Source organism: Luteococcus sp. Sow4_B9 (assembly GCF_052116585.1).
Taxonomy (GTDB): Bacteria; Actinomycetota; Actinomycetes; order Propionibacteriales; family Propionibacteriaceae; genus Luteococcus.
The window spans coordinates 141,859-156,142 of record NZ_JBQKKT010000003.1; the positions used below are offsets into that span (position 1 = coordinate 141,859).

Annotated in this window: 15 protein-coding genes and 1 tRNA gene; 12 read left to right on the forward strand and 4 right to left on the reverse strand. The window is 67.9% G+C overall.

Annotated features, from left to right (window positions below; all coding sequences use genetic code 11):
- The first annotated feature begins 19 nt into the window (after positions 1-19).
- Genes ACTQ49_RS03240 through ACTQ49_RS03260 form a run of 5 tightly spaced genes read left to right on the forward strand, consistent with a single transcriptional unit; the run spans position 20 to position 3,965 of the window.
- Positions 20-451 carry an NADH-quinone oxidoreductase subunit B gene (locus ACTQ49_RS03240; RefSeq protein ID WP_441826409.1) on the forward strand — a complete coding sequence of 144 codons (432 nt, stop codon included), beginning with the start codon at positions 20-22 and terminating at the stop codon, positions 449-451.
- Positions 448-1,056 carry an NADH-quinone oxidoreductase subunit C gene (locus ACTQ49_RS03245; RefSeq protein WP_441826410.1) on the forward strand — a complete coding sequence of 203 codons (609 nt, stop codon included), beginning with the start codon at positions 448-450 and terminating at the stop codon, positions 1,054-1,056. Before ACTQ49_RS03240 ends, ACTQ49_RS03245 begins: the two co-directional genes overlap by 4 nt.
- 47 nt (positions 1,057-1,103) lie before the next feature.
- The gene (locus tag ACTQ49_RS03250) at positions 1,104-1,457 is read left to right on the forward strand and encodes a 4Fe-4S binding protein (protein ID WP_441826508.1); all 354 of its coding nucleotides are present in this window, start codon (positions 1,104-1,106) and stop codon (positions 1,455-1,457) included.
- On the forward strand, positions 1,454-3,016 hold the full coding sequence (mptB, locus tag ACTQ49_RS03255; protein WP_441826411.1) for a polyprenol phosphomannose-dependent alpha 1,6 mannosyltransferase MptB: 1,563 nt from the start codon (positions 1,454-1,456) through the stop codon (positions 3,014-3,016). The genes ACTQ49_RS03250 and mptB overlap by 4 nt, the downstream gene beginning before the upstream one ends.
- On the forward strand, positions 2,985-3,965 hold the full coding sequence (locus ACTQ49_RS03260; protein WP_441826412.1) for an enoyl-CoA hydratase/isomerase family protein: 981 nt from the start codon (positions 2,985-2,987) through the stop codon (positions 3,963-3,965). Before mptB ends, ACTQ49_RS03260 begins: the two co-directional genes overlap by 32 nt.
- Before the next feature lie 25 nt (positions 3,966-3,990).
- Here ACTQ49_RS03260 and ACTQ49_RS03265 read toward each other — a convergent pair whose 3' ends face one another.
- The 3 genes from ACTQ49_RS03265 to ACTQ49_RS03275 all read right to left on the reverse strand — a co-directional run bounded on the left by ACTQ49_RS03265 (position 3,991) and on the right by ACTQ49_RS03275 (position 5,945).
- On the reverse strand, positions 3,991-4,914 hold the full coding sequence (locus tag ACTQ49_RS03265; RefSeq protein WP_441826413.1) for an exodeoxyribonuclease III: 924 nt from the start codon (positions 4,912-4,914) through the stop codon (positions 3,991-3,993).
- A gap of 82 nt (positions 4,915-4,996) precedes the next feature.
- Positions 4,997-5,350, reverse strand: coding sequence for a tetratricopeptide repeat protein (locus tag ACTQ49_RS03270; RefSeq protein ID WP_441826414.1), 354 nt, complete (start codon positions 5,348-5,350; stop codon positions 4,997-4,999).
- A gap of 100 nt (positions 5,351-5,450) precedes the next feature.
- Positions 5,451-5,945 (reverse strand): YajQ family cyclic di-GMP-binding protein, encoded by a 495-nt coding sequence (locus ACTQ49_RS03275; RefSeq protein ID WP_441826415.1) that lies wholly within the window; start codon positions 5,943-5,945, stop codon positions 5,451-5,453.
- Positions 5,946-6,181: 236 nt separating this feature from the next.
- On the opposite strand from ACTQ49_RS03275, the gene ACTQ49_RS03280 reads away from it, so the two are divergent.
- The 4 genes from ACTQ49_RS03280 to ahpF all read left to right on the forward strand — a co-directional run bounded on the left by ACTQ49_RS03280 (position 6,182) and on the right by ahpF (position 9,373).
- Positions 6,182-6,264, forward strand: a tRNA-Tyr gene (locus tag ACTQ49_RS03280).
- A gap of 167 nt (positions 6,265-6,431) precedes the next feature.
- The gene (locus tag ACTQ49_RS03285) at positions 6,432-6,854 is read left to right on the forward strand and encodes a Fur family transcriptional regulator (RefSeq protein WP_441826416.1); all 423 of its coding nucleotides are present in this window, start codon (positions 6,432-6,434) and stop codon (positions 6,852-6,854) included.
- A 266-nt stretch (positions 6,855-7,120) separates the two neighbouring features.
- Positions 7,121-7,684, forward strand: coding sequence for an alkyl hydroperoxide reductase subunit C (gene ahpC, locus ACTQ49_RS03290; RefSeq protein ID WP_441826417.1), 564 nt, complete (start codon positions 7,121-7,123; stop codon positions 7,682-7,684).
- A 114-nt stretch (positions 7,685-7,798) separates the two neighbouring features.
- Complete coding sequence (gene ahpF / locus ACTQ49_RS03295) at positions 7,799-9,373, forward strand: alkyl hydroperoxide reductase subunit F (protein ID WP_441826418.1); 1,575 nt, start codon at positions 7,799-7,801, stop codon at positions 9,371-9,373.
- A gap of 105 nt (positions 9,374-9,478) precedes the next feature.
- Here ahpF and deoD read toward each other — a convergent pair whose 3' ends face one another.
- On the reverse strand, positions 9,479-10,198 hold the full coding sequence (gene deoD, locus ACTQ49_RS03300; protein ID WP_441826419.1) for a purine-nucleoside phosphorylase: 720 nt from the start codon (positions 10,196-10,198) through the stop codon (positions 9,479-9,481).
- Positions 10,199-10,397: 199 nt separating this feature from the next.
- Between deoD and ACTQ49_RS03305 the strand changes: the two genes are divergently transcribed.
- From ACTQ49_RS03305 to ACTQ49_RS03315, 3 genes are all read left to right on the forward strand, one after another.
- Entirely contained in the window at positions 10,398-11,600 is a 1,203-nt protein-coding gene (locus tag ACTQ49_RS03305) for an acetyl-CoA C-acetyltransferase (protein ID WP_441826420.1), read from the forward strand.
- A 93-nt stretch (positions 11,601-11,693) separates the two neighbouring features.
- The gene (locus ACTQ49_RS03310) at positions 11,694-13,199 is read left to right on the forward strand and encodes a CoA-acylating methylmalonate-semialdehyde dehydrogenase (RefSeq protein WP_441826421.1); all 1,506 of its coding nucleotides are present in this window, start codon (positions 11,694-11,696) and stop codon (positions 13,197-13,199) included.
- The gene (locus tag ACTQ49_RS03315) at positions 13,196-14,269 is read left to right on the forward strand and encodes an enoyl-CoA hydratase/isomerase family protein (protein ID WP_441826422.1); all 1,074 of its coding nucleotides are present in this window, start codon (positions 13,196-13,198) and stop codon (positions 14,267-14,269) included. The genes ACTQ49_RS03310 and ACTQ49_RS03315 overlap by 4 nt, the downstream gene beginning before the upstream one ends.
- Positions 14,270-14,284: the final 15 nt, after the last annotated feature.

The following is a 14,284-nucleotide window of genomic DNA, read 5'->3' on the forward strand; positions in this document are numbered from 1 at the left end:
GGAGGCTAGGCTGACGCCCGTGACAACAGTGGCCCAAGGCGAGTACATCGACTGGTTCGGCGACCAATCCGTGGTCGTCGTGGACCTGGCGCTGGCCTGTTGCGCCATCGAGTCCGAGTTCGCGGTGCCCGTGGGAGCGCCCCGGCTGGATGCGGTGCCCGCTGGGGCGGCCGTGGTGGCCGTGGTCTCCGGCACGCTGACCGACGCGATGTCCCCGCTGGTCAAGGCGCGGATCGACGCGCTGGGCGAGTGCCATGTGGTGAGTTTCGGGGCGTGCGCCTGCGCCGGCGGCCCCTACTGGGATGCGTGGTCGGTGACCAAGGGCATCGACCAGCTGGTCCCGGTGGACAGCTACATCGCGGGTTGTCCGCCACCCCCGTCGGCGCTGCACGAACAGATCGTCGCAGTGCGGGAACGTGCGCTGGTCGCAGGCCCGGGAGGTGCCGCATGACCGAGCAGCAGGGGTCGGGTCTGGCCCACGGACTGAGCGACGAGGTTCGCGACCTGCCCGTGGACGGCTGGCTGGAGTCCGTGCGGGAGACCAGCTCGAGCCACCCCTTCCTGGACTGGATCACCGCCGTCGACGAGTTGGGACGCAGTGACGAATTCCGCGTCATCATCCGTCTGGTGGACTTCTCGACGCAGCCGGCCCGAGGTGTGCGGCTGCAGACACGCGTGCCCCGGCAGGATCCACACCTGCCCAGCTGCACGTCGATCTTTCGTGGCGCTGCCTGGCATGAGCGGGAAGTGCACGACTTCTTCGGAATCCATTTCGACGGGGGTGACGCCGCGCCCCTGCTGAACCACTCGGCGGGCCTGGGCGGCAGCATTGCGCCCCTGCGCAAGGACTTCGTGCTGGCTGCGCGGGCAGCGCAGCCCTGGCCGGGATCCAAGGAGCCGGGTGAGGATGCGTCGGCGCCCAGCCGGCGACGGATGGCTCCGCCCGGGGTTCCCGACCCGTCGGTCTGGGGAGACCGTGACCCGCAGCAGCCGCCTGCCACGCCCGACGAGATCGCGGCCGCCGTCGCAGGTGGCCGGGTGAGGAGGCGCCGATGACGCAGGATCCACGGCAGACCCCCGGGATGGTCCACGGCGAAGGCGTCGTGCAACACGGCTCCATCCGTCTGGTGGAGGACAAGTGCACCTCCTGCATGATCTGCGCTCGCGAATGCCCGGCCTGGTGCATCCAGATCGATTCCCACACCGAGAAGGTCGAAGGAGAGGGCGGCGCTCCGATCGGTGGCGCCGCGGCAGCCTCCCGCACTTCCGGCTATGCGCGCTCCCGGGAACGCTCCCGCAATGTGCTGGACCGTTTCGAGATCGACTGGTCACTGTGCATGTACTGCGGCATCTGCGTGGAGGAGTGTCCCTTCGACGCCCTGGAGTGGGCCGGCGCGCACGTCTCCAGCGCCCCGACGCTCGACGGCCTGCGGCAGGGACGCGAGCAGCTGCGGTGAGTCTTGCCTCGAGCATCCAGAGCCTGGACCTGCACTGGAGCAGCGTGCGACGGGCCTGGGCCGTGCCGAATGTGCGACGGGGTGCCTACGGCACCTCGCTGATCGCGCTCGGATCGCTGACGCCGGCCTACCTCCCGCAGAATTCTCCGTGGTGGCGGGTGCTGCGCTGGCTGCACTTCACGGGCACTCCCGCCCGGGTGGTGGGGACGCTGCTGGTGATGGCCGGGCTGGCCCTCCTGGTGGACGCCTGGTTCCGGATGCGTCCCGGCGCGCAGGCGCAGGGCGAGGCCGTCGCCTACACGCACCTCAAGCACTGGGCCGTGCTGGGCATCTGGGGCGCGCCCTTCCTGCTGGCCCCACCCATCTTCAGCCACGACGCCTATTCCTATGCCGCCCAGGGCTGGCTGATCCACAACGGCATCAACCCGTACCACGGCAATGTGATGCTGCTGCCGGGCGCCTTCGCAGACCAGGTGGCGTGGGTCTGGCGGCGCACGCCGGCGCCCTACGGCCCGCTCAGTCTGCAGATGCAGCACCTGATCGTGGACATGACGGGATTCGACCCCTACCTGTCCGCGCTGGCGATGCGCATCCCCGCCCTGCTGGGGGTGGTCATGATCGGACTGCTCGTGCCGCGGATCGCCGTTGACCTACGCGTCGATCCCGCCAAGGCTGCGTGGATGTCCACCCTCAATCCAGTGCTGGTGATCGACTTCATCGGCGGCGCCCACAATGACGCCCTGATGGTGGGCTTGATGGTGCTGGCCATCTGGTTGGCCTACCGCGCCAGCTGGGCGTGGCTACCGGCGGCGGTGGTGATCGGTGCCGCCGCGGCCATCAAACAGCCGGCGATCATGGCCGCCTACGCCCTGCCGCTGATCCCGCGGGGCTGGAACAGCTGGCACTGGCGAGAACTCCTGGTGGTGGTCTCTCGTGCGGTGCTGGGACTGGCGGTGGCGATCGGCAGCTTCGCCCTGATCACCCGGCTCACCGGGCTGGGCTGGGGCTGGCTCGACGCCGTCGACGTGCCCGGCATGGTGGTGACCGTCTCGCCCTTCACCATCCTGGGCCAGGCCTCGCAATTCGTCGCCAACCAGCTGGGCCTGGACCCCACGGGGCACGCCCTGATCCGACTCTCCCGCACCGCGGGCCTGGCGCTGGCGGGCCTCCTGATCAGCGTCTTCGCGGTGACCGTCGCCCGGCACCGGCCGGTCACCTTCCTGTCCTGGAGCTTCCTGGCCGTGGCGCTGTGCGCTCCGGCGCTGCACTCCTGGTACGTGCTGTGGGGCGGGGTGCTGCTGCCGCTCACCCAGCCCTCCAAGAAGATGGTGCGGGCCAGCGTGTACGCCACCGTGGTGCTGCTCAGCTATGCCGCGGTGAACCTGGCCTATCGCAACAGCGTCAGCTCCCTGGACTCGATGAATCCGGCCGTGGCGCTCGGAGTTGCCGCCGTGGCAGGCTTTGGATGGCAGGTCCTGACCCACGAACGGGTCACCGAGGCGCGACGCAATCGCCACAGGAGGCACCATGAGCATGCAGGACAACCAGAAGACCACTGACGGCCAGGCGGCACCGCAGGAACTGGTTCGTTGCCAGATCGACGGTGGCACGGCCAGCCTGGTCCTCGACCGGCCGCGGGCCATCAATGCGCTGGGCGTGGCCATGATGGACACGATCGACGCCCGCCTGCACGAGTGGCGTGATGATCCCCAGGTGGAGCGGGTGGAGATCCGTGGCGAGGGGGAGCGCGGCTTCTGTGCCGGCGCCGATGTGCGCGAGATTCGCACCCTGGTCCTGGAGGATCCCCAGCAGGCCGTCGACTTCTTCACCCAGGAGTACGGGGTCAACCAGCAGATCGCCTCCTACCCCAAGCCGGTCACCTCGTACCTGCACGGCATCTCCATGGGCGGTGGGCTCGGGCTGGCGCTGCATGCCGGCCGGGTGCTGGCCACCGACGACCTCGCCCTGGCCATGCCGGAAGTGGGGATCGGCCTGTTCCCCGACGTCGGCATCACCTGGCAGTTGGCGAAGGCGCCCGGCCAGACGGGTGTCTGGCTTGCCATGACGGGCACGACGATCGACGCGGCGAGCGCCCGGTGGATGGGTCTGGTGCACCAGGTGGAGGGGCTGGGCGACGATGCGCCGTGTGCCGTGGCCGAGGACCAGCCGTGGATCGACGAGTGCTTCACCGGGGACGACGCCGCCCAGATCCTGGAACGTCTCGAGGCCCACTCCGAGCCGCGGGCCCGCGAGTGCGCCGAGCTGGTCCGTCAGAAGTCGCCATGGAGCGTGTGTGTGGCGCTGGAGGCCATCCGTCGCGCCGGGGGCATGTCGTCGGTGGACGAGGTGCTGGCCCAGGACCTGGCGCTGGCACGCAATTTCGTCGCGGACTCCGACTTCGTCGAAGGCGTGCGCGCCCAGCTGGTGGACAAGGACCGCAATCCGCAGTGGCGCCACGCCCGCGTCGAGGACGTGCCCCGCGAGCTGGTGCTGGGCATGTTCCGCTGACCCGCTGCCCGATCTCGTCGAGGGCTCAGAAGTCGTAGTCGACGACCACCGGGGCGTGATCGCTCATCCGGGCGTCGTAGGTGTCGGCCCGGTCGGTGCCGCCCTCGACGGCCAGTTTGGCCAGCTTGGGGCTGGCGAAGTGGTAGTCGATCCGCCATCCGGCGTCGTTGACGAAGGCCTGCCCCATCCAGCTCCACCACGAGTACGGACCGTTCTCGTCGGGGTGCAGGCGTCGGACCACGTCCACCAGGGTTCTGGGGGAGAGGATCTCGTCGAGCCAGGCGCGTTCCTCGGGCAGGAAGCCCTCGCTCTTGAGGTTGCCCTTCCAGTTCTTGATGTCCTGTTCGGTGTGCGCGATGTTGAAGTCGCCCATCACCAGGAATTCTCGGCCTTCGGCGGCGGCCTTGCGTCGAGCCTTGGTGAGGTGGCGGGCGAAGCCCTTGAGGAAGCGCATCTTGCGTTCGTACTTGGCGCCGCCGTCGGGCTTGTCGCGGCCATTCTTCCCGTCGGCCTGGAGTTCGGCGGGTAGCCCTCCCTTGGGCAGATAGAGGCTGGCGACCGTCAGCGGCTTGTCGGCCAGGTCCACTTCCAGGTAGCGACCCTCGGTGGCGAAGGCCTTGAGCTCGCGTGCCAGGGCATCGCGTTCTGCCTCCTCGCGCAGCTCGACGTGCGAGTCGCCCGGGGCGCGCACCAGGGCCCCGGCGCCCCAGCTGCGGATGTCGGTGGGCTTCTCGCGGGTCAGGACTGCGACGCCATTGCGCCCGGCCAGCTGCCCGGCGTCATAGGCCAGGTGGTAGGTGCCGAAGACGCCGTCGGGCAGCAGCGGGACCGGGCAGCGGACCTCCTGGAGAGCGACCACGTCGCAGCCGCGGGTGGCGAGCCAGTCCTCGAAGCCCCGCTTCTGGGTGGCCCGGATTCCATTGACGTTGAAGGTGGCGACGCGGAACATGGCCGCCAGCCTAGCCCGGAGACGCACCGGTGCCCGTCCGCCGGGAGGCTGACGGGCACCGGATGCTCAGCGGGGCTGGGGCTCAGGCTGCCACGGTGTGGTTGGGCAGGTGCTGCGGGTCACCCGTGAGGGCGGCCAGCTGGCGGCGGATCCCCAGCGCTTCATCGGCACGCCCCTGCCGTTCGATGGAGCGGGCGAGGAGCAGCAGCGCGTACTCGTCGGTGGGGTCGGCGGCCAGGATGGTGCGGCACTGTTCCTCGGCGCGGCCCAGCGAGGCCCGGTGGTAGTAGGCCCGGGCCAGGTATTCCCGCGCCAGCCCGTGGTGGGGGTCCTCCGCGAGCACCTCGAGGAAGTTCTCGGCAGCGGTGCGGTAGTCGCGCTCGTCGAAGGCGCGCACGCCGGCTGCAAAGGTCAGGGTGGTGGGCACGATGCTCATCGGAATACCTCCTTGGGGTATCTGGATGATGCCTCAACCGTGCCCGTGACGGATCTATTCCCCGGGGTCAGCGGGGGCCGGGGTCAGCGGTGGATCAGGGTCAGCGGTAGTTCACGAACTGGACGGCGAAGTCGTAGTCCTGTGCCTTCACCAGTTGCTGGACCGCCTGCAGGTCGTCGCGCTTCTTGGAGCTGATGCGCAGCTCGTCGCCCTGGATCTGCGCCTTGACGCCCTTGGGGCCCTCGTCGCGGATCAGCTTGGAGATCTTCTTGGCATTCTCCTGGCTGATGCCCTGCTTGGTGGTGCAGGTGATCTTCCACATCTTGCCGCTGAGACGGGGATCTCCGGTCTCCAGCGCCTTCAGGCTGACTCCGCGCTTGATGAGCTTGGACTGGAAGACGTCGAGGACGGCCTTGGCGCGCTCCTCGCCATTGCTCTCGATCTCGATGGTCTCGTCCCCGGACCACTTGATGGTGGAGTCGGTGTTCTTGAAGTCGAAGCGCTGGCTCACCTCGCGGGCGGCCTGGCCCAGTGCATTGTCCACCTCCTGGCGGTCCACCTTGCTGACGATGTCGAAGGAGCTGTCGGCTGCCATGGGGCCTCCTGTGCTGGCCGGCGCGGGGCCGGGGGTGGTCGGGTGGAAGTGATGCCCGGGTGGAAGTGATGCCCGGGGCATCTGGTCGTCCCCATTCTGCCACTCGGCCTCCGGTGGCACGTCCCGGCACGGCTCGCCGGTGTGCTGGAGCAAGGCGGGGGAGCTGCGGTGTTGGCTCGATTGGCACGATCGGGATGACTCCTGCTAGTGTTTCTCCTCGCCGGGTTCACCGGCATGGCAGGTTGCCCGAGTGGCCAAAGGGAGCAGACTGTAAATCTGTCGGCGTACGCCTACGTAGGTTCGAACCCTACACCTGCCACTCGAAAGCCCCGGATCGTGATCCGGGGCTTTCGTGTCATCTGGGCGGTGTCATCTGGGCGGTGTCATCTGGGCGGTGTCAGCTGGGTGTGCTCGGGGATGTCTTGCCCGATGACGCATCATGGACACCGTTGACCCAGGATCTTGGAGCAGGACGACAGGAGGGTGATGGGCAGCGAACAGGGATCTGCCGAGCTGCTGCGCGCGGCCGGAATGCGGGTCACCGCCATCCGGACCGCCGTGCTGGACGTCCTGGCGGAGGTCACCCACGCCGAGGTGGACGCGGTGCGCACCGGCGTGCTGCAGCGTGTGGGTTCCGCGTCGGTCCAGTCCGTCTACGACGCACTGAATGCCTTGCGTGAGGCGGGGGTGGTGCGCAAGGTCGAGCTCGCCGGGCATCCGGCGCTCTACCAGTTGCACGCCCATGACAACCATCACCACATGGCCTGCCGGGAGTGCGGCAAGATCGTCGATGTGCCGTGCGCCGTGGGGCGCATGCCCTGCTTGACGCCGGTGGACACGCACGGCTTCATGCTCGATGAGGCCGAGGTCATCTACTGGGGGCTGTGTCCGGACTGTCGCCGCGACTGAGTCCCCTTGCAGCAGGTCTGGCGCACTCGCGCCGTGCGGAAACCCGATGCCGTCTGGCATCGGGTTTCGTCGTTTTTCAACAGTCGCCGGGGCCTGTCCCGGGGGCCCAGTGCTGGCTAGATTTGAGGTGCTCCCCGATGTGGTGGGTGCAGGTGTGAGCATGACGGCGACGGGTCTTGAAATCCTGCCCCGGAGCCCCTAGACTCAACCTTGAAAGGTTCCAGTTTCTGGAATACTTCCAGATCATTCGATGAAAGGTTCACCCCATGTCCCTGATGAACACCAAGATCAAGCCCTTCAGCACCACCGCCTACAAGGATGGTCAGTTCGTGGACGTCACCGAGGCCGACGTCCTCGGCAAGTGGGCCGTCTTCTTCTTCTACCCGGCCGACTTCACCTTCGTCTGCCCCACCGAGCTGGGCGACATGGCTGACCACTACGAGGAGCTGCAGGGTCTCGGTGTCGAGGTCTTCGGCGTCTCCACCGACTCGCACTTCGTGCACAAGGCCTGGACCGAGGCCTCCGAGGAGGTCGGCAAGATCAAGTACTACATGCTGGGCGACACCACGTGGGAGATCACCAAGAACTTCGACAACCTGCGTGAGGACGAGGGCCGCGCCGACCGCGCCACCTTCCTGATCGATCCCGACGGCGTGATCCAGTACATCGAGACCACCGCCGAGGGCATTGGCCGTGAGGCCGGCCAGCTGATCCGCAAGATCAAGGCCGCCCAGTACGTGCGCAACAACCCGGGTGAGGTCTGCCCCGCCAAGTGGGAAGAGGGCGAGAAGACCCTGAAGCCCGGCATCGACCTCGTCGGCAAGATCTGATCAACCGATCCCAGGATCACACGTTCCAGGAGGGGCGGCGGCCGCGCGCAGCCGCCCCTTCGCGGATCACCCCATTCGTCGTCGCCCGTTCGACAGCACCACCAAGTAGGAGCCATGGCCGTTCTTGATTCCACCCTCACCACCCAGCTCTCGCAGCTGCTGACCAAGGTCGTCGAGCCGATCGAGCTGGTTGCCAGCATCGACGATCGTCCCAAGTCCACGGAGATGGTCGAGCTCCTCAACGAGATTGCTGCCCTCTCCGACAAGATCACCGTCCGCACCGACGGCGACGATGCCCGCAAGCCCTCCTTCTCCATCGAGCGCACCGGCACGGACATCGGTGTCCGCTTTGCCGGCATCCCGCTGGGTCACGAGTTCAGCTCCCTGGTCCTTGCTCTGGTGCAGGTGGGTGGCAACCCCGTCAAGGAGGATGCCGATGTCATGGAGCAGGTCAAGCAGCTCGACGGTGACTACGAGTTCGTCACCTACATGTCGCTGACCTGCCAGAACTGCCCGACGGTGGTGCAGGCGCTCAATGCCATGTCGGTGCTCAACCCGCGCATCAAGCACACGGCCGTCGAGGGCTCCGTCTTCCAGGACGAGGTCAAGGAGAAGAACATCCTGGCCGTGCCGCAGGTCTACCTCAACGGTGAGCCCTTCGCGTCGGGCCGCATGGAGATGGCCGACTTCGTCGCGAAGCTGGACTCCGGCGCCGGTGCCCGCGCCGCGGCCAAGCTGAACGAGCTGGATCCCTACGAGGTGCTGGTGATCGGCCAGGGCCCCGCCGGTGCCGCCGCCGCCATCTACACCGCCCGCAAGGGTTTCCGCACCGGTCTGGTCGGTGAGCGCTTCGGTGGTCAGGTGCTGGACACCATGAGCATCGAGAACTTCATCTCCGTGCCCAAGACCGAGGGCCCCAAGTTCGCGGCCGCGCTGGAGCAGCACGTCGGCGACTACGAGATCGACGTGCACAAGAATGTCTCGGCCACCGGCGTCATCCCGGCCACCGAACAGGGCGGCTACCACACCGTCAAGTTCGGTGAGGAGGCCTCGCTGAAGGCCCGCACCGTGATCCTGGCGACGGGTGCCAGCTGGCGCCTGATGTCGGTTCCCGGCGAGGACGAGTACCGCAACAAGGGCGTCACCTTCTGCCCGCACTGCGACGGCCCGCTGTTCAAGGGCAAGAAGATCGCCGTCGTCGGCGGTGGCAACTCGGGCGTCGAGGCTGCCATCGACCTGGCTGGTGTCGTCGACCATGTGACCGTCGTCGAGTTCATGGACACCCTGAAGGCCGACAATGTGCTGCAGGACAAGCTGCGCTCGATGGGCAATGTGGACGTCATCACCAGCGCCCAGACCACCGAGGTGGTCGGCGACGGCGCCCAGGTGACCGCGCTGAAGTACAAGGACCGCAATACCGAGGAAGAGAAGCAGCTGGACCTGTCCGGCGTCTTCGTCCAGATCGGTCTGCTTCCCAACACCAAGTGGCTCGCTGACAGCGGCATCCAGCTCTCGCCCCGCGGGGAGATCGAGATCAATGACCGTGGCGAGACGTCGGTGCCCGGCATCTTCGCCGCCGGTGACTGCTCCACCGAGCCGTACAAGCAGATCGTCGTCGCGCAGGGTTCTGGTGCCACCGCCGCCCTGAGCGCCTTCGACTACATCATTCGCAATTCCGCCGAGGCCTGATCGGCTGCAGCGCAGAACTGCCCCGCACTCCAGCTGGAGTGCGGGGCAGTTCTGTTCGGTGAACTCGGTGAGCCTGGTGAGTCGTTCCCCGGGCCCGCCGGGGTGTCAGGCCATCAGGCCGGCGGCGGCGATCCGCAATGCGTCCCCGAAGCGGGTCTCGCGCTCGTCGGCCGTCATGTCGCCCGCGCCGTCCTTGAGGTGGTCGCTGACCGTCAGCACGGTGAGGGCCTCGCCGCCCTCGGCCAGGGCGCAGGAGAACAGGGCGGCCGACTCCATCTCGACGCCCAGCGTCCCCAGCTTGTCCAGACCCTCGGTGATGTCCGGGCGGTCCAGGTAGAAGAAGTCGCTGGAGTAGACGGCGCCCACGTGCACCTGGGCGCCGGCCGGGGGAGTGGCGCGCGCCTCGTCGACGGCGCCGCGCAGCATGTCGAAGCTGGCGGTCAGGGAGAGGGTCACGCCCGGCACCTGGATGGTGGAGATGCTCGAATTGGTGTGGGCGGCGTTCGCGATGATCACGTCGCGCACCTTCACCGACGACGAGATGGCTCCGGTGGTGCCCACCCGGCAGATGCGCTTGACGCCGTAGAAGCGGAAGAGTTCCGTGGCGTACAGGGCGGTGGTGGGAACGCCCATGCCGGAGGCCATGACGCTCATCGGGGTGCCCCGGTGGCTGCCGGTGAAGATGTTGTTGCCGCGCACATCGCTGACCAGTCGGGCGTCCTCGAGGAAGGTCTCGGCGATGCGCTTGGCGCGGCGTGGGTCGCCGGGCATCAGGACGAGTTCGGCGATGTCGCCCTTCTCGCAGGAGATGTGGGGTGTGGCCATTGCGCTTCCTATCGTTCGTCGGTCCGGGCCAGCCTAGTCGGCATCGCGTCTGGCGGGGGATCTGGCGGTGCGTGCCGACCCGGGGCTGGCCAGGTGGACCAATCTCGACCAGTGTGTGGTGAATATCACAGAGTGACGGTACGATTTGGCTCAGAAACGTACTTGAGAGAGGTGTGCCGTGCAGGGATCCAGTGAATTCGTGAAGCAGGCAGGCGACGTCGTGGTGGTGGGGGCTCGACGCACGCCCTTCGGCAGGCTCCTGGGGCAGCTCTCCAGCGTGCCCGCCACAGAACTCGGGTCGGTGGCGATCCGGGCCGCCCTTGAGGATGCCGGGGTGCCCGCCGATCAGGTGGAGGCCGTCTTCCTTGGGCAGGTCCTGCAGGCCGGGGTCGGCCAGAACCCGGCCAAGCAGGCCGCGCTGGGCGCCGGCATCCCCGCCAGTGCCCACACCGTCACCATCAACAAGATCTGCCTGTCTGGTCTGACCGCGGTCATCGACGCGGCTCGCCTGATCCGTGCGGGGGAGGCCACCGTCGTGGTGGCGGGCGGCATGGAATCCATGTCCAAGGCTCCCCATCTGGTCCCGGCGATGCGTGCCGGCGTTGCCTACGGCCCCGGTCAGATCGTCGACCACATGGCCTACGACGGGCTGATGTGCGCCGAGAGCGGCATTCCGATGGGGGAGCTCTCCGAGCTGCACGCCGAGCGCTATCCAGTCACCCGCGAGGAGCAGGACCAGTTCGCGGCCAGCTCCCACCAGCGCGCCGCGCAGGCGTGGGAGTCCGGGATCCTCGCCCAGGAAGTGACGCCCGTGACCGTCAAGGGGCGCAAGGGAGACGTCGAGGTAGCCACCGACGAGGGAATTCGCCCGGATTCGACACCCGAATCCCTGGCCCGGCTGCGCCCCGCCTTCACCAAGGACGGCACCATCACGGCCGGCAATGCCTCGCCCATCTCCGACGGGGCGGCCGCCGTGGTGCTCACCACGCGCGCCCGGGCCGAGCGGGAGGGCTGGCCGGTGCTCGCCGTGCTGCGCGCTCCCGGCCAGGTTGCGGGTCCCGATGCGTCACTCCAGGCCCAGCCGGCCCGCGCCATCGAGCGCGCGCTCGAACGTCAGGGGTGGCGGGCTGCGGATCTGGACCTGGTGGAGATCAATGAGGCCTTCGCGGCCGTGGGTGTGCACTCCGCGCGTGAGCTGGGGGTCTCCCTGGACAAGGTGAACACCGCGGGTGGGGCCATCGCGCTCGGCCATCCGATCGGGGCTTCGGGCGCTCGCCTGACCGTCCACCTGGCTCGCGCACTGGCACGCGGCGAGGGGCACCGTGGTGCCATCGGGCTGTGTGGTGGAGGTGGCCAGGGGGACGCCCTGCTGCTGGAGGCTGACCGTGGTCCCGAGCAGTGAAACTGACTCTGGTATTTGGATGTCCAACTATGTAATGTGTGACTTAGGCCACACTTTGGCAGTCAATGACGACAATCGGCGGAGGAAGACACCATGACTCGTGAAGTGCATCACTACATCGGCGGCAGCATCGTCCAGGGCACGTCCGGCCGTTTCGCGGACATCTACAACCCCTCCACCGGCCAGGTGCAGGGCAAGGTGGCCCTGGCCACTCGTGACGAGGTCACCAAGGCCATCGACGTGGCCGAGGAGGCCCAGAAGGCGTGGGGTGCCACCAACCCCCAGCGTCGCGCCCGCATCCTGGGCAAGTTCGTCAACCTGGTGCGCGAGAACATGGACGAGCTGGCTGCCCTGCTCTCCAGCGAGCACGGCAAGGTGCTGGCCGATTCCGTCGGTGACATCGAGCGTGGCCTCGACGTGGTCGAGTTCGCCATGGGTGCCCCGCACCTGCTGAAGGGCGAGTTCACCGACGACGCAGGCAAGGGCATCGACACCTACTCCATGCGCCAGCCGCTCGGTGTCGTCGCCGGCATCACGCCCTTCAACTTCCCCGCCATGATCCCGCTGTGGAAGTGCGGCCCCGCCATCGCGTCGGGCAATGCCTTCATCCTCAAGCCGTCGGAGCGCGACCCCGGCGTGCCGCTGCGTCTGGCCGAGCTGTGGACCGAGGCCGGCTTGCCCGACGGCATCTTCCAGGTGGTCAACGGCGACAAGGAATCCGTCGACGCGCTGCTCGAGGATCCCCGCGTGAAGGCCTACGGCTTCGTCGGTTCCACCCCGATCGCCCAGAGCATCTACACGCGTGCCGCCGAGCTCGGCAAGCGCGCCCAGTGCTTCGGTGGCGCCAAGAACCACATGGTGATCATGCCCGACGCCGATCTGGACCAGGTGGCCGACGCCCTGGTGGGTGCCGCCTACGGTTCGGCCGGCGAGCGCTGCATGGCCATCTCGGTGGCCGTCCCCGTCGGCCAGGAGACCGCCGACGCCTTGGTGCAGAAGATGGCCGAGCGCGCCAAGAAGCTCACCGTCGGTGTCTCGGAGGACCCGAAGGCCGACTACGGCCCGCTGGTCGCCAAGTCCGCCCTGGACCGCGTGATCGACTACATCGGCCAGGGCGAGGCCGCTGGCGCCGAGCTGGTCGTCGACGGCCGAGGCCTGAAGGTGGAGGGCCACGAGGAGGGCTTCTTCGTCGGCCCGACCCTGTTCGACAAGGTCACCACCGACATGAGCATCTACACCGACGAGATCTTCGGCCCGGTGCTGTGCGTCGTGCGCGCCAATGACTACGAGGAGGCGCTGGCCATGGTCAGCGACCACGAGTACGGCAACGGCACCTCGATCATGACCCGCGACGGTGACGCCGCCCGCGATTTCGCGCATCGCGTGGACACCGGCATGGTCGGCATCAACGTCCCGATCCCCGTGCCGATCGGCTACTACACCTTCGGCGGCTGGAAGGCCTCCGGCTTTGGTGACCTGAACCAGCACGGCCCCGATGCCTTCCGCTTCTACACCAAGACCAAGACGGTCACCGAGCGTTGGCCTTCGGGCATCAAGGAGGGCGCCAGCTTCGTGATGCCGATGGGTGACCAGTCGTGAGTGCACTCGACCTGGGCACCGACGAGGTGCTCGCCGAGGTCCGGGGCATGGCGGGGGTGATCACCCTCAACCGACCGAAGGCGATGAATGCGCTCAACCAGCCGATGGTGGATGCACTGTCCACAGTGCTGGACGCCTGGCGGGATGACGAGGCCGTCCGTCTGGTGATCCTGACCGGCGCCGGTGAGCGGGGTTTGTGTGCCGGCGGTGACGTGGTCAGCCTGTACCACGATGCCAAGGCGAATGGCGTCGACGGTGCGAAGTTCTGGGCCGACGAGTACCTGCTCAACCTCGTGATCTCCACCTACCCCAAGCCCTATCTCGCCATCATGAACGGCATCGTGCTGGGCGGCGGCATCGGCGTCTCGGCCCACGGCTCCCACCGGATCGTGACCGACGACACCCGGGTGGGCATGCCCGAGACCGGCATCGGCTTCGTGCCAGACGTGGGCGGTTCGCACCTGTTGACCCATGTGCCCTCCCACCTGGGCACCCACCTGGCCCTCACCGGCCAGCACGTGGGCGCGGGCGAGGCGATTGAGTCTGGCCTGGCGGACGTCTTCGTCCCGTCGGCCCAGCTCGAGGAGCTCGTCGAGGCGTTGTGCGCCAGTGGCGATGCCGCCGTCGTGGAGCAGTTCGCCGTCGAGGCGCCCCGTGGTTTTGCCGCGGAGCCACAGGAAGTGGAGGACGTCTACTCACGCGAGTCGGTGGAGGACATCCTCGACGCGCTCGACGACCTGGCCGGCCAGGGGCGGGAATGGGCGGCCGATGCGGCCAAGCGGATCCGCCGCAACAGCCCGCTGGCGCTCAAGGTGACCCTCGAGTCGCTTCGACGCGCCAAGGGGCAGAGCCTGGCCGAGGCGCTGGACACGGAATTCCGGGTCTCGGTGAACATGCAGCGCGGTCACGACTTCGTCGAGGGCATCCGTGCCCAGCTCGTCGACAAGGACCGCAATCCGCAGTGGCAGCCGGCCAGCCTCGACCAGGTGCAGCCCGCAGACGTCGAGCAGGCCTTTGCGCCGATCGAGGACCCGCGCATCACCGAGCCCAACCTGGCCGCCCGGGCCTGAGACCACACCATTCCA